This is a genomic window from Armatimonadota bacterium (assembly GCA_036504095.1).
GTDB lineage: Bacteria > Armatimonadota > DTGP01 > JAKQQT01 > JAKQQT01 > DASXUL01.
Map to the genome: position 1 here is coordinate 1 of DASXVS010000025.1, position 17,105 is coordinate 17,105.

The 17,105-nt window shown below is 61.5% G+C and carries 16 protein-coding genes and 1 rRNA gene; 2 read left to right on the forward strand and 15 right to left on the reverse strand.

The window, feature by feature from the left end:
• A 16S ribosomal RNA gene (locus VGM51_05000) occupies positions 1–109 on the reverse strand; the annotation flags it as partial.
• Positions 110–475: 366 nt separating this feature from the next.
• The gene (locus VGM51_05005) at positions 476–757 is read right to left on the reverse strand and encodes a hypothetical protein (GenBank protein HEY3412404.1); all 282 of its coding nucleotides are present in this window, start codon (positions 755–757) and stop codon (positions 476–478) included.
• Between the two features lie 14 nt (positions 758–771).
• On the opposite strand from VGM51_05005, the gene VGM51_05010 reads away from it, so the two are divergent.
• Both VGM51_05010 and VGM51_05015 read left to right on the forward strand, forming a co-directional pair.
• On the forward strand, positions 772–2,130 hold the full coding sequence (locus VGM51_05010) for a serpin family protein (protein HEY3412405.1): 1,359 nt from the start codon (positions 772–774) through the stop codon (positions 2,128–2,130).
• A 210-nt stretch (positions 2,131–2,340) separates the two neighbouring features.
• The gene (locus VGM51_05015; GenBank protein ID HEY3412406.1) at positions 2,341–3,708 is read left to right on the forward strand and encodes a serpin family protein; all 1,368 of its coding nucleotides are present in this window, start codon (positions 2,341–2,343) and stop codon (positions 3,706–3,708) included.
• A gap of 118 nt (positions 3,709–3,826) precedes the next feature.
• Here the strand turns inward: VGM51_05015 and VGM51_05020 are convergent, their stop codons facing one another.
• From VGM51_05020 to VGM51_05080, 13 genes are all read right to left on the reverse strand, one after another.
• Positions 3,827–4,036, reverse strand: coding sequence for a type II toxin-antitoxin system HicB family antitoxin (locus VGM51_05020; protein ID HEY3412407.1), 210 nt, complete (start codon positions 4,034–4,036; stop codon positions 3,827–3,829).
• Positions 4,037–4,051: 15 nt separating this feature from the next.
• Positions 4,052–5,560, reverse strand: coding sequence for a lysine--tRNA ligase (gene lysS, locus VGM51_05025; GenBank protein HEY3412408.1), 1,509 nt, complete (start codon positions 5,558–5,560; stop codon positions 4,052–4,054).
• A 233-nt stretch (positions 5,561–5,793) separates the two neighbouring features.
• Positions 5,794–6,285, reverse strand: coding sequence for a transcription elongation factor GreA (greA, locus tag VGM51_05030; GenBank protein HEY3412409.1), 492 nt, complete (start codon positions 6,283–6,285; stop codon positions 5,794–5,796).
• A gap of 233 nt (positions 6,286–6,518) precedes the next feature.
• The gene (locus tag VGM51_05035; protein HEY3412410.1) at positions 6,519–7,595 is read right to left on the reverse strand and encodes an SDR family NAD(P)-dependent oxidoreductase; all 1,077 of its coding nucleotides are present in this window, start codon (positions 7,593–7,595) and stop codon (positions 6,519–6,521) included.
• A gap of 194 nt (positions 7,596–7,789) precedes the next feature.
• Positions 7,790–8,692, reverse strand: a complete 903-nt coding sequence (locus VGM51_05040) for a quinate 5-dehydrogenase (GenBank protein ID HEY3412411.1) — start codon at positions 8,690–8,692, stop codon at positions 7,790–7,792.
• A gap of 62 nt (positions 8,693–8,754) precedes the next feature.
• A complete protein-coding gene (locus tag VGM51_05045) occupies positions 8,755–9,687 on the reverse strand; it encodes a hypothetical protein (GenBank protein ID HEY3412412.1) in 933 nt (310 codons plus the stop codon).
• 71 nt (positions 9,688–9,758) lie between these two features.
• Positions 9,759–10,733, reverse strand: coding sequence for a tRNA dihydrouridine synthase DusB (gene dusB / locus VGM51_05050; GenBank protein HEY3412413.1), 975 nt, complete (start codon positions 10,731–10,733; stop codon positions 9,759–9,761).
• 58 nt (positions 10,734–10,791) lie between these two features.
• Complete coding sequence (locus VGM51_05055) at positions 10,792–11,586, reverse strand: type III pantothenate kinase (protein HEY3412414.1); 795 nt, start codon at positions 11,584–11,586, stop codon at positions 10,792–10,794.
• Between the two features lie 91 nt (positions 11,587–11,677).
• A complete protein-coding gene (locus tag VGM51_05060; protein HEY3412415.1) occupies positions 11,678–12,457 on the reverse strand; it encodes a hypothetical protein in 780 nt (259 codons plus the stop codon).
• Positions 12,458–12,641: 184 nt separating this feature from the next.
• On the reverse strand, positions 12,642–13,412 hold the full coding sequence (locus tag VGM51_05065) for a hypothetical protein (protein ID HEY3412416.1): 771 nt from the start codon (positions 13,410–13,412) through the stop codon (positions 12,642–12,644).
• Positions 13,413–13,475: 63 nt separating this feature from the next.
• Complete coding sequence (polA, locus tag VGM51_05070; GenBank protein ID HEY3412417.1) at positions 13,476–16,199, reverse strand: DNA polymerase I; 2,724 nt, start codon at positions 16,197–16,199, stop codon at positions 13,476–13,478.
• A 71-nt stretch (positions 16,200–16,270) separates the two neighbouring features.
• Positions 16,271–16,564: a hypothetical protein gene (locus tag VGM51_05075; GenBank protein ID HEY3412418.1), complete on the reverse strand. Its 294-nt coding sequence runs from the start codon at positions 16,562–16,564 to the stop codon at positions 16,271–16,273.
• Positions 16,561–16,782 (reverse strand): helix-turn-helix transcriptional regulator, encoded by a 222-nt coding sequence (locus tag VGM51_05080; protein ID HEY3412419.1) that lies wholly within the window; start codon positions 16,780–16,782, stop codon positions 16,561–16,563. The genes VGM51_05075 and VGM51_05080 overlap by 4 nt, the downstream gene beginning before the upstream one ends.
• Positions 16,783–17,105 lie beyond the last annotated feature (323 nt).

A 17,105-nucleotide genomic window follows, 5' to 3' on the forward strand; every position in this document is an offset into this window, starting at 1 on the left:
CGACCGTTCGCCGCTAACACAAAGACCGAAATCCTCATGTCCGCTCGACTTGCATTTCTCAGGCACGTCGCAAGCGTTCGTCCTGAGCCAGGATCAAACTCTCCATAGATTTTATCTGTATCAGCAGGTTATCGCTAACCCGCCGCTCAGTCTCGTTTAGAGGTCAAACCCTAGCCAAGAGTTTTGCTTCTTAATCCCTCCCATCAAAGAGAGAGACCAATCACTAGTTCTCAACTAGTTTCTTTGTCCTACCGGCTCCATTACAGAAACCAGCAGGCTCACCAGATACGCTGCTCGATTGTCAAGGTGCTAAGGCATTGCCACCCGGAGTGGCATGCGGCAGTATAGCGTTACCAAGTGCCGTTGTCCACTCATTTTTCCACCCGATTTTTGGGCGAAAAAAACCTCCGCAGCCGGCGGCCCTTTGGGTTCATATTGCTGAGCAACATGTCCATCGGTTGCCGTGGCGCGGAGTTCAAAACTCAATTGTCTCCAGTTTTTCCGGCGTTTTGGCCGGGTCTCCTGGCGGTGCGGGGTTGTCTCCAACCAGCACCTTTCCCAGTATACACGGGGGATCGGGTGGGGTCAAGGTGAACTTCAGGAGTTTTTCGGGAAGTGCGGCTCGGGGATCAACGCTGCGCTCAAGCGTGCGCCCGCCGAGCGAGGGATTCCCCCGGTTTGACACGCCCGACCACGCCTGCACGCCTGTGGGGCTGTTACCGACAATCACGCTGTAGTGTACTAGCATCCAAGGCAAAGGGGGCAGCCTCCATGAGACGATTCCGCGTAACGGATTGGATCCACCGAAATGCACGCCTCCTCGTTGCATTGTTCTTCTTCGAAGTCGCGATGGTAGCCATTGGTCTGCCGGACCCCGTCCAGATCGTGATCGTGTGCGGTTACAACGGTTTCCAGTCTGTCCGCGAACTCACAGCCGACGCGGTGGCACGTTTCCACCACCGAAACCCGAGCGGCCCGCCTCCCGACATGAGGGTCGTTGCCGCTGCCAACGATCTGGGATTCAGCCTGCTTCGCCGCCTGTCCGACGCCGCGCCTGGCCGCAACGTGTTCTTCTCTCCATACAACGTCGCGGCATCAATGACGATATGTGCAAACGCTTCCAACGGGGCAACGCGGGCGGCAGTCCTGAAGACGCTCCGGCTGACACCGGCGGACCTCGCTGCCTCAAACACGGCCCAGGAGAGCCTTGGTGAGTATTTGTCGGCCACCGACCCACGTATCCAGGTCAAGACCGCCACCAGCCTGTGGGCCGATTCCGCCGTGGACCTCAATCCCGCGTTCACCGGCCAGATGCGGAAAGACCTCAAAGCGGACGTGGAGTCCGCGGACCTGCACAGCGCCGCCGGCATGGCCCGCCTCACGGCCTGGATCGCGCGGAACTCAGACGCACAACTAGCGTCCGGCATCCCACCAATGGCGCCGGAAGAGCACATTGCCATCGTGAACACCCTTTCCTTCCACGGCAGGTGGAAGGACCAGTTCAAGCGCTCAGATACCCGACCCGGCCCGTTTCACTTGGAGGGCGGGACGACGAAGCAGCTGCCGATGATGTCGCGAAGGGGCTCCGTCCGGGGATTCGACGGAGAGTATGGCAAGTCCGAACGGCGTTACCTGGTGGCGTCTCTCCCCTATGGAGACGGCTCCATGGGCATGCTGATCATCGTGCCTGCGTTTGACCGCGCTGCCCGGGTCGCGGATATTCTCCCACTGATCACCGCCAAACAGGTAGACACGTGGATGAGCCACTTACGCTCCTTTGACGGCGGTATAGAAATGCCACGCTTCAGGGTGCGATGCCGGCCGGAGATGGATCCGGTTCTGCGGCAGTCTGGCCTGGCGCCGGCGTATGACGCAAGCCGCGCCGACTTCAGTTCAATGGCAAAAGCCAGATCAGGGCAGAATATCTACCTGGGGCGGACGGTTGAAACCGCCTTCCTGGAAGTGGACGAGGAGGGCACGAGGGCAGCCTCGATGAGGGTGATGGTCTTCAACACGTTTGGAAAGCCGCGGAAGATTGTCGTGGACAGGCCGTTCATCTGCCTGATACGCGACAACCGGACGGGGATGATCCTGTTCGCCGGGGCAATCTACGATCCTTCAGCATTGTAGCGGGGATCGGTCGTTGGGACACTTGACACTTAGGAGCCCGAACCAATTCCATACGGGCAAAGCCGTAGCGAACCACCGCAGTCCGGATTGACGGGGCGACAGCACCGCTAGCGACTGGCGAACGGGACTGACACGCCTGCACGCCTTTCAGCCTGTTACCGACAATAGCACTACCCCATACACGCCCGCCGACCGAAAGGAGCGCCTTCAATGCCAGAGTCCCGCCTTATGAAATGGACCCGCCGAATAGGCTGTACGCTCGCCGCGCTATTCGTAATTGAGATCTTCACCTTGTTCACCGGCCTGCCGGACCCAGTACAGATCGTAATCGTGTACGGGTACAACGGCATCCAGTCCGTCCGCGAGGCCACGGCAGACACCGTCGCGCGATTTCGTCGGCACAACCCAGGCGGTCCACCTCCCGATGCGCGGGTTGTCGCTGCGGCCAACGATTTCGGATTTGGGCTGCTGCGCCGCCTCTGCACCGCCAAGCCGGGACAGAACATCTTCTTCTCCCCCTACAGCGTCTCAGCGGTCACCACGACGTGCGCCAACGCGGCAGACGGAACAACAAGGGCAGCTGTTATGAAGACGCTGCGCCTCGCGCCCTCCGGTCTTGCCGCAGCCAATGCCACGCAGAGGAGTATCCGGGAGTACCTTGCAGATACGGACCCACGCATTCAGGTCAAGACCGCCAATAGCCTGTGGTCCGATTCCACGGTCGACCTGAATCCGGCGTTCGTTGGGTTGATGAAAGCTGACCTGAAGTCCGACGTGGAATCGGCAGACCTGCACACGGCGCTCGGCATGGCCCGCCTGACCGGGTGGATCGCCCGGAACTCGAACGCGAGCCTGGCGTCGGTAATCCCACCGATGGCGCGGGAAGAACATATCGCGCTCGTGAACACCATCACATTCCACGGCAAGTGGAAGGATCAGTTCAAGCGGGCGAACACTCACCCCGACGAGTTCCACCTCGAGGATGGCGTCATCAAGATACTGCCCATGATGTCCCGGTCCGGCGCTGTGCAGGCCACCGGCGGACAGGTGCAGTCTCCGTCCGAGGGCCTGTGGGGTTACACGGTTGCCTGTCTTCCGTACGGCGACGGCTCCATGAGCATGCTGATCGTGCTGCCGAGGTCCGATGTCAAGGCGCATTTATCCGAGCTGTTGCCGCTCATCACCGCGAAGAACGTTGATCGGTGGACGAAGCACATGGGATCACATGTCGGCGGAATCGTGATGCCTCGCTTCAAGGTGAGCTGCCGGCCCGAACTGGACCCGGCCCTTCGGGAGATGGGCCTCGCGCCGGCGTATGACCCAGCGGCGGCGGACTTCACCGCGATGGCGACCAGCAGGTCTGGGAACCCCATCTACCTGAGCCGCACGATCCAGAACGCTTATCTGGAGGTGGACGAGGAGGGTACCCGGGCGGGAGCGATGACCATGCAAAGATACAACACCGCGGGCATGCACGTGCCTATCTTCGTGGATCGGCCGTTCATCTGCCTGATTCGGGACAACCGGACGGGAATGATCCTATTCGCCGGGGCAATCTACGATCCTTCGGCGTGGTAGGTTGGGACAGCCGTGGTGCAACCGGCGGTCCGATCGACTGCCACGCGATCGCCATCCACACGAAAACGGGCACGGCAAGCCGTGCCCGTGAAAGTAACGGGGTATTGGCGCCCTCAGGTCAGTTGGCGGGGGTATAGTAGCCGAAGCCGGGGTCGTCGCCGTCGACGTTTTCATCGGCGTCCACGTTGTCCACGTAGAACTGGAGGGCTTCCTCGATGTACTGCATTGCCTCCTCCACCGTTGCGCCCCAGCTGTGGCAGCCCTTGAGGTTAGGGCAGTACGCGTGATACGTGTTGCGCTGGGCCTCAACCACCACTCTGAATTCCATCGCCACGCGCTCCTCCTACGCCCCTTCCGGTTTCATCTGCGGAAACAGGATCACGTCTCTCACGGAGGCGGTGTCCGTCAGGACCATCACCATCCGGTCGATGCCAAGTCCCAGGCCGCCCGTTGGCGGCATGCCATAGGTCATCGCCTTGACAAACTCGGTGTCCATCGGGTGCGCTTCTTCGTCGCCCCCGGCCCGGAGGTCCGCTTGAGCGGCGAACCGCTCCCACTGGTCCACCGGGTCGTTGAGCTCGCTGAACGCGTTGCCGACCTCCTGCAAGGCGATATACGCTTCGAAGCGGCGGACAAGTTTCGGATTGTCGGGGTGCTTCTTCGCGAGCGGTGATGTTTCCAGTGGATAGTTGGTGATAAACGTCGGTTCCTTGAGATTAGGCTGCACAAACCGTTCCAGAAACTTCTCGATGATGCCGCCCACGAGGTGCTCGCCCTCGGTGGGGAGGCCGACGGCCTCCAGCGCTCGAAGGGAAGACTCCAGGGTCTCAAATTCTGACGGTTTCACACCCGCATATTGTTCGATGCCTTCCAGAAGCGGCAGGCGTCTCCAGGGCGGGGCGACACTGATGCGTCCCTCACCATATGGAATGCTGGGTTCGCCATACAGTTCCATCGCTGCCGAGGAATATACATCTTCGACGAGGCCCATCACGTCCTCGAGGTTGGCGTAGGCTTCATAGCACTCCATGAGCGTGAACTCGGGATTGTGGCGGGTGCTGATGCCCTCGTTGCGAAAGACGCGGCCGATCTCATACACGCGTTCAAAGCCGCCGATGATCAGCCGCTTCAATTCCAGTTCGAGGCTGATCCGGAGATTGAGGTCTGCGTTCAGAGCGTTATGGTGGGTGCGAAACGGCCGCGCGGCGGCGCCGCCGGCGACTCGCTGAAGAACGGGGGTTTCGACTTCCATGTAGCCGCGCCGCTCCATAGTCTTTCGAACGCTGGATACCACCGCGCTGCGCTGGCGGAACCGTTCCCGGACTTCCGGGTGCACGGCCAGGTCCAGGTGGCGATGGCGATGCCGTTCCTCGACGTCTACGAGGGTACCATACTCCTTTCCCTCGTCTGTTTGCTTGCCGAACGGAAGGGGGCGAAGAGCCTTGCTGAGCACCTGGTACGACGAGACAAAGATGGTGACTTCGCCCGTGCGCGTCTTGTGGACCTCGCCTTCGAATCCGAGGAAATCGCCGCTGTCCACAAGGTTGAGGCGCGCGTATGCCTCGTCGCCAAGGGTATCCTTCTTGAGGTAGATCTGAATCCGCCCGGATCCATCCTCTATGTGCATAAACTGGGCCTTGCCCATGACACGGATGGCAACGACGCGACCCGCCATGCGGGCGACCGTTCCTTCGAGGTCGTCGAATCGGGCGGACACGTCCGCAGCCAGGTTCGTCCGCTCGAATTTCTCAACGGCGAACGGATCCAGTCCGGCCTCGCGCAGAGCGCGCAGTTTTTCGAGCCGCGTGGCAATCAGTTCGTCTTCGGCGTCTGGAAACGGAAGTGCGGGCATCAGGAATCCGGGCCTCTCGGAAAGGGATGGGGCTGCGCCCATCTGGAGATCAACTCCATTTTAGGAAGCGCCGCCGCAAATGGCGAGTATTGGTGGATGGCGGATGGTGGAAGGGTACCGCCGCGAAACTGCCGGATCGCGATTGAAGCAAAGCCGGCGGGGACGCCGGCATTGCTGACGAGGGCAACCACCCCCGGCCCCTCCCCAAACAGGGGGAGCCGTGCCCACGCGGGCTATCGCCCGATTTTCAGAACCTTGAATTTGAGCCGGCCGACGGGAACATCCACCGAGACGGTTTCGCCGACTTTTGAGCCGATCAGACTCTGGCCGACCGGTGATTCATACGAGATCTTGTCGTCTCCGTTTGCCTCCACCGGGCCAACCATCTGGAAACGCCATTTCTCCTTGAACTCCATGTCCTGGACTTCCACAAGGGATCCCACGCCAACCTGGTCCGTTGGGACGTCATCCTGTTCAACGATGGAAGCGGCGCCCAGGATGCGTTTGAGATCCAGGATACGCCCTTCGACGAACGCCTGCTGTTCCTTGGCGACTTCGTACTCGTTGTTCTCCGAAAGATCGCCAAACGCCTTCGCTTCGCGAATCCGATCGGCGACTTCCTTGCGCTCTATGCTACGCAGTCGTTCGAGTTGTTCCTCAAGGCGACGCGCACCCTCGGCTGTGAGGATAACGCTTCCCTCCAGGACTGCAGCCTCTTCTGGCATGTGAACCGTCCTACCTTCTCTACGGACTCAACGCCCTTGCGGCAAGGCGGGCAACGGTTCCCCGCCTGTAATGGCGGATCGTTGCCCGGCAAACCGGCACAGGCGAGTACTATATCTACCGTGCCGCGTGCGAAACGCCTGTCCGGCGCTTCACCGCTAATCGTGACCCGATGAGTGTTCGACCAATTCTAGCACCCGTTGGTTCCATGGTCAATACCTTGAGCACATTCGCTCTACCGCGCGGCGATCGCTTTCTTAACGCTTTCGATCGTCTCATCCGTAACGGGGCGTTCAAAACTCCGAAAACCCGCAAGCTTGAAGCCCTGCTCTTGAGCCAAACGCTGAGTCTCCCGCACTTGTTCCACGCTGACGGTCTTACCTAACGTAAAACTTTCGTAGCGCCCGGCGAGAGCGAGCATCATCGTCTCCGACATACAGGCGTAAGCCGTGCCAGGCTCAAATCCGAACGAGAAATTAAGGTCCACATGGTCGCCAGGGATTTTCACGACGCCTCCCTCGATGACGAGGACATCGGGCCGTTCTTTCACCACGCGGACCGACACATCGCGCGGGCGAGCCACATCGCATACAACCGCGCCGGACTTAAGGTCCGCGGGGTGGATCACCGTATCAACCGCACTGGTGACCGTGACAACGATATCGGCGGCCTTGAGCGCGGACTTGACATCGGTGGACGTTGTGACCTCGCGGGCGCCGCTCGCCCGCACTTCCCCGGCAACAGCGTTCAGCTTGGACTCGGTTCGTCCAACAAGGGTTACTGATCTGGCGTCGCGCCCGAGGACCATCGCACACGTGCGCCCGATGGAACCAGTGGCTCCAACGACGGCAACCACGGAATCTTCGACGTTGCGACCAAGCAGTTGGTTCGCAGTGACCGCGGCCTCGATAGCGGTGGCCACCGTGTAGGAATTGCCGGTGGTCACCGCGATGGGCAGGCGGCTCGCGATCGTGACGCCGGCATCACCAACCACAGAGGTGAAGGCGCCGAGACCCAGGATACCGGCGCCCAAATCCGCGGCGATCATTCCGCACTGAACGATGCGATCGTAGACGAACTCTGTGGGGAGTTCCAACATCTGGCGCGCCGAAAGCGGGCAGGCGACAAACCAACCCTCCGCCTCTGCGCCATTGGCCGCGCGGATGCCGGTGCAGTGCCCCACCACCTGGGGATTGCTGAACTTGATGGCGAACTCGACAACCTGTTCCGGGAGGTAACGGGCAATGGGATACTTGCGCGCCACGTCTTTTCGGGCGTCCAGAGGATGTATAACGAATGCGAACTTTTCCATGTCAAAAGGGCGCGCTTCGCCTCCTGGCGGTGGCCGGGGCGTTTTGCGTGCCGCCTTATTCTACACCCAGAATGCCGTGGAGGCAAGTGCAGAGGTCGGGTGGCAGGTGGCCGTTGATGGGTATCGGGTGGCAGGGGTCAGAGTTCTGACCCCAAGATATGTCGGTCACCGGTCAACGTTCATCGTTCAGTTTTTCACCCGAGGCGGTCCACGTTGGGGGACCAGTTGAGGCGGCCGAGCATTTCCATGTAGCTTTCGGGAGTCATCTCCTCCGGCCTCTTGCCGGCAGCGGTCACGAGCACTCCTTCCATCACGTTGGTGCCGAACGATTCGCCTCCGAAACTGGGCGTCGTTGTGACGAGCGTGGCGACACCACGATCCACCAACTGCTGACGGTCGGCCTTGCGTGTTGTGTTCGTGAGGATGACCTTGCCGTCCATGCGCTCCGGCATATACCTGCGTATGAACAGGAAATCACCAGCGATGACGTCGGCCCACTCATACCACCTGGGGTATTTCGGCGTAATCGTGTCCTGCTTCTCCCCGGTTGGATACAGCAGTTTGAACGGCGCCTGCACGACGATGGGCAGCAGCATTTTGGCGATCAGCTGGAATGACGACCACTGCCGTATCACGACGGGCAGGCCGAGGGTGAACATCAGGTCGCCCATGGCGAGATCGGCGCCGGCTTCGTGAAGCGCTTCGGCCATTCCGAAGCGATCGACGCCGGCGACCATCAGGACCTTCTTGCCCCGGAAGTCAACCGTGCCGTCTGCCTGGAGGCGGCGGACGGTTTCGCGTTCCAAAGTGTTTTTCAGGCCGCTTCCATCCACCCACGGCGTTTTATGGAGATGGCTGACGAGGCGTTTAGCCTCGCGGAAGGCATAGCGGCGGCCGTTTGCCCAGAGGTACACGTCGAGGCCGCCGATACCGATGGCATCCACGTTGCCGTCCAGTTCCTCGAGTTTGGCGATGTACTTGTCAAACGAACCGTCGACGCCAACGCGCTCGATGCGGAACTGCTCGCCGAAGAACTCTGCGTCCTGGGATTTGTCCCGGGCGGAAGATCCCAGGCTGACGCTGACTACCCTTTTCACAGATGCCTCCTTCCGGGCTGATTATCGGGAAACCGTGACGCGGCATGCCGGCCCTCGCGGGCCTACTTTGGCGGGGCGGTCTTCCAGGTGGCCTTGAGAACGATGTCACCGAGCGCGGCGGCCTCGGGATAAAGCGTCCACCAGACCTCATTCGCGTATTCGTCAGACTCTCCGTTTGTCTCCACTACCGTGCCTGGCGGCTTCAGGGTGAAAGTCATGGACGGCATATCGGTCCCGTCCTTGCTCGCTGAAGATGATCCACCTGGCTCCGGAGACCCTTTGGCTTGGGCCTGGGCGGACATCACGCCGATGAGTTTCTTGACCGTTGCGCGGCGCTCTTCCGCAGTGAGTCGGCTGCCAACGGTTTCGCCAAGCGTGCGATCGATCGATCGGCCGAGGCGCTGCAGGAGGATGTGCTCCGCGGCGTCGGGCTGAAGCATCAACTGAGGCAGGACCGATTGGCCGGGGCCAAACATGGCGCCCCAGAGCCCACGCACCAGTCCAACGGCCAGCGCCTTCGCATTGGCTTCGGTGGCAATTGACGCCGGCAACGCTCCCTTGATTGCCGCGATAGCATCAGCCGGAGGGTTCGCGAGTTCCGCGGGCTTATCCCCGGCCCAGTGCAGAGTCTCCGTATACTGCCAGCGGCCCGGCGCAATTTGCCGAACCACGACAGTGTTCGTAACGAGGACGGGACCTTTCTCTTTGCGGCGGACCATGATATCCTTGCCGAACTGCCCAGGTCCCTTCACCTTCAGCGAGGCGGTATAGGTTACCTCTTTTACGGTCACCGTCTTCTTGGCGGTCCATCCTGCGCCCTGTGCCGGGAGGGTGAAGACATCGGAGAGCTGCGCGCCGCCCATGCCGGATTTGGCCTGCGTGAAAACGTCCTGACGCGTCCAGGAGCCGTCCGGCTTAACCTCAGTGGTCACGGCCACGCGGCTGCAACCGGCAATCAGCGGCATCGCCGCCACCGCAAATAACAGTCTTTTCACGAATCGCCTCCTTCCGCCGGACTGGAACCGCAGGGGTTTATGGAGAGGCGCAGAATCACAGTCGCTCCGCGCTATTCCGCTTCTTGCTGCGGTTCACGGTAATTGTCGAGCAAGTTCAGGACATCGGACAGACCGGGCATGCGCATAATCGCGTCACGCAGGTGATTGCCGCCAGGAATTCCCTTACAGTATGCCGCCACCTGGCAGCGGAACGCCACAACGCCTATCCGCTCACCTTTTTGTTCCACATTGAGCAACAGGTGGCGGCGCATCATGGCAATGCGGTCAGCGGTCCCCGGCGCGGCAAGCGCTTCACCCTCTTCGAGATACGCGTTGGCTGCGGCGAAGAACCACGGATTGCCCATTGCGGAACGGCCGATCATGACGCCGTCGCACTCGCTCTCGTCCATACGGCGGTTCACATCCTGGGGCGTCCTGAGGTCGCCGCTGCCAAGAACGGGGATTGTCACCAGTCCCTTCACGTGCCTGACGATATCCCAGTCGGCGTTCCCGTCGAAGCCCTGTCTGGCGGTCCGCCCGTGAATCGTGACGGCGCAAATGCCCACCTCCTGGCAGAGTTCCGATACCCACGGCGCGCTTACTTCGCCCTCGTCCCAACCCTTCCTCATCTTGACGCTCACCGGGAGATGCGTTGAGGAAATGACCGCCGTGAGAACCTCGCGAAGGCGGACCGGGTCGCGGGCCAGCGCACTGCAGGCCCCGGTGCGCGTTACTTTCGGCACCGAACAGCCCAGGTTGACGTCGATGAAATCCGGGCCTTTGGAGGTAACGATGCGGGCCGCGTTTGCCATATGATCGGGATCGCCGCCAAAAATCTGCACACCCACGGGGCGCTCATCGTCCGTGAAGTCGATCATCTCGTCCGTGCGTTCGCTGCCGTACCACATGGCTGTGGCGCTGAGGAGCTCCGTGCAGACGAGGCCGGCACCCTGTTCTTTGCAGAGGAGGCGGAACGGGTGGTCCGTGTAGCCCGCCATGGGGCTGAGCACGAGCGGGCTTCGGGTTTCAATGGGGCCGTAGTGCATACAAGCAAACGATGAACGATGAGTGATGAACGATGAATGCCGGACCCGGATTCATCGCTCATCGTTCATCGTTCATCGTTTTCTCCCAGATGAGGCGGAGGCCGTCGAGGGTAAGCCATGGGTCGACTTCACTCACTTCCTCGGTTTCGGCGCAGATAAGACCGGCGAGGCCGCCGGTGGCGATGGCGCGCGCGTTGGGACCGAGTTCCCTGCGGAAGCGGCGAACCATCCCGTCTACCTGGGCCGCGTAGCCGTAGACGAGACCGCTGGTGAGACTGTCGGCCGTGGTGACACCGATGGCGGCCGTCGGTTTGGCGAGTTCGGTTTGCGGGAGTTTGCTGGCAGCGCGATGCAGAGCGTCCGCGCTGATGCCCAGGCCTGGCGCGATGGCGCCGCCGAGGTAATCGCCATTTTCGGCGATGGCGTCGTACGTGGTCGCCGTGCCGAAATCGACGACGATGCATGGTCCACCGTATGCGTGATAAGCCGCCACTGCATTGACAAGGCGATCGGCGCCAACGGCTTCGGGCGGGTTGTACCGGATGTTGATGCCAAGGTCCACGGTGCGGTCGACAACGAGGATGCGCCCGTTGAGGTAGCGCTCACCCCAGTCCCGGATGGCGCGGTCGAGAGGCGGTACGACGGACGAGGACGCGGCGCCGGCGAGGACCTCGGTGGGTTCGCCGAGGCCCTGAAGCCGAAAGAGGCCACTGAAGGCGAGGGCCAGTTCGTCCGCCGTGATGTGCCGGTTGGTGCCCATGCGCCAGTGCGCGACGAGTTCCTCGCCCTTGTACGCACCAAGGGTTATGTTCGTGTTGCCGACGTCGAGCGCCAGCAGGAGGTCGTGAGTCATAGGTGTTGTTGAGGTTCGTACATCAGGTTGACGATGCCGCGCGCGTCTGGCGCTCAAGGCAGACCGACTGGGCCGGGCACGGGAGCCCGACCTACTGGGTCACTTCCTGGCGCTGCATGATGACCATGCTCTTGCCGCCGTCCTGCGCAGCTTTGTTCATCTTCTCCTCGATGCGGGCGCGTTCTTCGGGCGGCAGACTCTGCAACGCCTGGGCACGCTGTTCCGGTGTCATATCGGAGGAGACCACCACGCCGCCGTGGTCTTTCATCCACTGGGCGCGCTGTTCCGGAGTCATGGCCTTCAGGGCGTCGAGCCCGCCGGGCGGGAGGGCGTCTCCCAGAAGACCAGGCGCAGCTGCCGGGCTTTCTGTCTGCCGGTAGAGCAGATATACGGCTTTGCGCGTCTTTGCCCATTCCTTCATGGCGGGCGACGCTTCGAGGTCGCGCGAGACGACGGTCATCTGGCCCGTCGCGGGATCGACGACGCCGATGTTAGGCATATTGACGCCATCCAGGCTGGCAACAATGCGCTTCAGGCGGCGGGCATCGACGGCGCCGCCAGCGAGGCGCGGAATCTCGTTCTCGGGAAGGTATACCTTGCGCCAGATGGCGTGATTGGCTTTCGCGATCGTGTCCAGCCCCTGCTCCAGCGGGAGCCTGGCTGTCGCGGCGGACACATTGACGTTGATATCAGGGTCCACAGCGGCAACGGCGTTCGCCGCCTTCGCCATGGCGGCAACGGCGGTGGCAACGGTCTGGCCGCGGGTAACTATGACCTTATTCGCCGGTTGCGGCGCTTCGGGCGCCGACTTCGGCTGCGCGTAGGCTGCCGGCATGAGCGCCGCCGCAGCCAACACGATTAGTCGTTTCATACGTTCTCTCCTTCTACAAACCAGACTCGACGCGAAGTCGACGAACTAAGCGGACCAACGATCCAACCCGGTCGTAACCACGAACGAGCGGAGCCGAGGGACGCCCACCGTTGTGTGCGTCCTTCGACTTCGCTCCTCTCAATCCTCGCTACGCTGCGTTCGGGATGCCGCCCGACACTCTCGCCTACTGTTTCGGCTTGGCCTGAGGCGTCATCATCTTGATCGAGATGTCCATCAGCTTGGCCTTGACCTCCGGCGATAGATTCTGAACGGCCGCCATACTCTGCTGCATCATTTCGCCCATCGCCTCGGGGTCCATGTTCAGGACCTGCTCGATCCCCTGCGACATCGCCTGGCTGCGCTGCTCCGGCGTCATGTTGCGGAAGGCGTCCAGCGAGTTGCGCTGTGTTGTCAGATAATCGCCGACGGGATCGCCGGAGTTGCCAAACGCGGAGCCCATGATCGTCGGCCGATAGAGAAGATAGACTGGCTTGCGTGCCTTGAGCCATTCCTGCGTGGCCGGCGAAGCGGCCGCGGTGCGGGTGGACATCGCGATGGTCCCGGTCGCCGGGTCGAATACGCCGACGCTGATTTCCGGTGCGGCCGAAACGGCCTCAACCATCTGACGCAACTTGGAGACAGAGATTTTCCCATCCTTGTCTCGCGGGATTTCGGCTTCTTTAAGGTATACCCGTCGCCACTGCACATGGTTCGCCGTCGCGATGCTGGTGAGCGCCGGTTCGAGAGTCAGTTTTGACACGGCGGGAGTGGCATTGCCAGTTATGCTGGGATCGACAACCGCTTCCACGTTGGCCGCCTTGGCCAATGTGGCGACCACGGCCGCGATGGGCTGGCCCTGAGAGATGACAACCTTGTTTTGACCGGTGGGCGCGGCGGTCTGAGCAAACGCTCCCGTTGCGACCGCCATCATCGCCAGCGTTGATTTCAGTTTCATACGTTTCTCCTTAGACGTCGCGAATAATGCAATAAGTCACTACGGACAGCCTGGCCGGGCCGGTTACGCCGGCTTCATGTCTCGCCAGTTGGGACCCGCCTTTGCGTCCACCTTGAGGCGGACGCTCAAAGGGTAGGCTTCCTCCATCACTGTACGGACAAGGTGGGCGACAGGTTCCAGATTCTCCGGCGGCAACTCCAGAACGAGTTCGTCGTGGACCTGAAGCAAAAGCGTTGCTGGCTCGCCCCTGTCGCGCAGCTCGTCGCGAAGATGGATCATCGCCAGCTTGATGATATCCGCCGACGACCCCTGGATGGGCGAATTCACGGCGGCGCGTTCGCCAAAGGCGCGGACGTTGTGATTACGGTCGTTCAGTTCCGGAACGGCGCGGCGACGGCCCAGAAGCGTCGTCACGTAGCCGGTTTCCCTGCCTTCGGTGAGTGTGTCGTTAATATAATCCTTCACACTCGGGAACCGGGCGAAATAGGCTTCTATGTATTCCTTCGCCTCTTTCCGGGGAATCTTCAACTGGGCGCTCAGGCCGAAATCGCTCTGGCCGTAAAGGACCGCGAAATTAACGGTCTTTGCCGCGCGGCGCTGAGCGGGTGTGACATCGTCCTCAGGGACGCCGAATATGCGCGACGCGGTGATGCGGTGGATGTCCTCGTCCTCGGCGAAGGCGCGCGTTAGCTCAGGGTCGTTCGTGTAGTGGGCCAGGACACGAAGCTCGATCTGGCTGTAGTCGGCGCTGAGCAGGATCTTGCCGCGGCCCGGCACGAAACATGCGCGGATCTGTTGGCCTATTTCGGTGCGGATGGGGATGTTCTGGAGGTTGGGATCAGATGACGAGAGGCGCCCCGTTGCGGCGACGGTCTGATTGAACGACGTGTGAACGCGCCCGGTGGCTGGGTCCCGCGCGTTCAGGAGCGCGTCCGTGTAGGTGGCTTTGAGTTTGGTGAGTTCCCGGTAATCCAGGATGCCTTGAACGATGCTGGCGTCCTGACCGCTCTCGACCATATCGGCTGCAAGCTGCTCCAGGACGCCGCTGTCCGTGCTGAATCCGGTCTTCGTCTTCTTGCCGGTCTTCAGGCCCATCGACTCGAACAGGACGTGCTGCAATTGCTTTGTGCTGCCGATATTGAATTTCTCGCCCGCCATCGTATGGACGACGCTTTCGGCATCACGGATCGCCTGGTCAAACTCAGCTGACAAACGCTTCAGCGCCTCGGAGTCGACGCCGATTCCGGTGCGTTCCATTTCGCCGAGGATGGGCACAAGCGGAAGGTCCACCTCATCGAAGACCTTCTTCAGTCCGGTTCGCACCAGCTCGTCCGCCATCGGCGCGGCGAGCGCCAGCGCCAGGTCCGCCTCCTCCATCAATCGCAGATGCCGCTGCTCGTCGGTTTCGACCGATTTCCGATCGGCCTTGGCAAATACGTAGTCAGCGCGGACGCCGAGGAACTGCGCAGCCAGGTCAGCGAGGCGGTAATCGGAGCGGGTGGCATCCAGCAGGTAGCCGGCAACGGCGGTGTCGAACTCCACTTGAATATCCGCGACGCCGTCCAACGCCTTGAGAACCGCCTTCGCGTTGTGCGCGGTGATGCGTCCCTGCGCCGCCACCCAGACGGGGTCCACGACGGACGGTGGCAGCCCCACGCCCATATCCAGCGTGCCGAATGCCGCGTGGGTGATGGGCACGTAGACGGCGCTGTCCGGTTCGGCTGAGAGTGCGATGCCGACAATGGCGCCGCGCACATCCTGGTCAAGGGCAACACCCAGCCTGCCCGGTTGAACCGTTCGGGCAAAATCCGAGACCTCTGCGGGTTTCGCAAGTGTGTGGTAGTCGGAGACCCGTTCGCCCAGGACGGGCTCGGGCGGCGCCGCGGCGGCATCCATCTTCGCGGCGAACCGGTTCTCCAGGGAGCGCATCTGCCATTCGGCGAAGAACTCGCGTGCCGTGGCAGGATCGGGTTCACGCACGACGCAGCCGGCCGGGTTCACGTGAAGGTCGATGTCGCAATGGATGCGGGCAAGGTCGCGCGAGAAGCTCGCCTGGTCCCGGCCTTCGTCCAACAGCCGGCGGATGCGGTCCGGGTTAACGCTGTCCAGGTTCGCGTACAGGTTGTCGAGAGATTCGAACTCGGAGATCAGCTTTGCGGCGGTTTTCTCCCCGATCCCCGCGACTCCGGGAATGTTGTCGGACGAGTCGCCTTTGAGGGCCTTGTAGTCCACCATCTGGTCCGGGCGAATACCGTAGCGTTCCATGACCTTGGCGCTGTCATAGAGCATTACGTCGGTCACGCCCCGCTGAGGTAAAACCACGCGCACGTGGTCATCGACGAGTTGCATCGCGTCCTGGTCGCCGGTGACGATGTAGACCTCGTAGCCCTCGACCGCCGCGCGGCACGCCAGGGTACCGAGGACATCATCCGCCTCGAAGCCGTGGGCTTCGATGAGCGGGAGTGCGAGCGCGTTGATCATGTCGAGAACGGCCGGGACCTGAGCTTTGAAATCGTCCGGGGCCGCCTGCCGGCCGGCCTTGTATTCTGCGTAGGAATCATGGCGGAATGTGGCGGACGGCGCATCCCAGGCGATCGCCATGGCCGTGGGCTTGTAGTCGTCCAGCAGCTTGAGCATCATGTTCGCAAAGCCGTAGAGGGCGTTTGTCGGCCGGCCGTCGGATGTCCGGAGGTTGGGCGTGGCAAAGAACGCGCGGAAGAGGAGGCTGTAGCCATCCACAACCACGAATACGGGTCTTGCGCCGAGGGCTGTTTGTTGAGTGGACATAGACGATTCCTTCAGGGGAATTGTAGCACCAGGCGTGATGATGAACGAGGAACCATGCCTCCCCAGGGAGCCTATCGCACCATCAGCGCTGCGACGGCGCCGACGAACGCCGCAATAACGATCACTAGCGCCGCCTTTCTGGCCCAGCCCGGCCCCAACGCATGCTGGCGGGCCTGGTATGCCCGGCCCGCCGCTCCGCTCACGATAACCAGAGCGAACAGGTCCCAGCAGGGCTGATGCAGCCGTCCGCTCCTGTACATCACGTCCAGGAGGATGCCAAACGAGATCAGCATATAGGCCAGGCGATAGCTGGCGTTCTCGACGGCTTCTGTGCGCTCATCGCGCTCAATCGGTAAAGACCTCATCCCTCGTCTCCTTCCATGTAGAACAAATCATCGACACGCTTGTCGAAATGCCGGGCCAGCCTGAAGGCAAGCAGCGCGGACGGGCAGTAGGCGCCGGTTTCGATCGAACTGATGGTCTGGCGGGTCACCCCGATCAGGCGGGCAAGATCGTCCTGCGAGAGATCCCGCTCGGCGCGGGCCACCCTGAGTCTGTTCATCAAGCGAGCTGTTGTTTTCATACCCACCTCCTTCATCCGGAAGGTACCGCTTGGCGAATACGAATGTCAAGTAAACTGGGCAATTTGTCTTGTTTATTTTACATTATGTCTGCTGGAGTTGGCAGGTATGGCATTGGGGAACCTGCGGAGTAATGCGAAATCAAAAATGGAGGATGAAGGATGCCAAGTGGGTGGCGGCAACGGCCGGAAGTAGGTCGTACCAGGGCGGCGGATCCTGCGAGTTTGGGCCGACGATTGATGTTAGTGAGATTCTTCGCTTCGCTTCAGAATGACGGGCCGGCGGTGTCGTTTATGTGCGCGGCATCCCGGTGGTCCCCTATCCC

Coding starts and splice junctions, on each gene's coding strand:
- VGM51_05010 (HEY3412405.1), top strand. CDS start 772: ATGAGACGATTCCGCGTAACGGATTGGATCCACCGAAATGCACGCCTC.
- VGM51_05015 (HEY3412406.1), top strand. CDS start 2,341: ATGCCAGAGTCCCGCCTTATGAAATGGACCCGCCGAATAGGCTGTACG.
- VGM51_05020 (HEY3412407.1), bottom strand. CDS start 4,036: ATGGAATTCAGAGTGGTGGTTGAGGCCCAGCGCAACACGTATCACGCG.
- lysS (HEY3412408.1), bottom strand. CDS start 5,560: ATGCCCGCACTTCCGTTTCCAGACGCCGAAGACGAACTGATTGCCACG.
- greA (HEY3412409.1), bottom strand. CDS start 6,285: ATGCCAGAAGAGGCTGCAGTCCTGGAGGGAAGCGTTATCCTCACAGCC.
- VGM51_05035 (HEY3412410.1), bottom strand. CDS start 7,595: ATGGAAAAGTTCGCATTCGTTATACATCCTCTGGACGCCCGAAAAGAC.
- dusB (HEY3412413.1), bottom strand. CDS start 10,733: ATGCACTACGGCCCCATTGAAACCCGAAGCCCGCTCGTGCTCAGCCCC.
- VGM51_05055 (HEY3412414.1), bottom strand. CDS start 11,586: ATGACTCACGACCTCCTGCTGGCGCTCGACGTCGGCAACACGAACATA.
- VGM51_05060 (HEY3412415.1), bottom strand. CDS start 12,457: ATGAAACGACTAATCGTGTTGGCTGCGGCGGCGCTCATGCCGGCAGCC.
- VGM51_05065 (HEY3412416.1), bottom strand. CDS start 13,412: ATGAAACTGAAATCAACGCTGGCGATGATGGCGGTCGCAACGGGAGCG.
- polA (HEY3412417.1), bottom strand. CDS start 16,199: ATGTCCACTCAACAAACAGCCCTCGGCGCAAGACCCGTATTCGTGGTT.
- VGM51_05075 (HEY3412418.1), bottom strand. CDS start 16,564: ATGAGGTCTTTACCGATTGAGCGCGATGAGCGCACAGAAGCCGTCGAG.
- VGM51_05080 (HEY3412419.1), bottom strand. CDS start 16,782: ATGAAAACAACAGCTCGCTTGATGAACAGACTCAGGGTGGCCCGCGCC.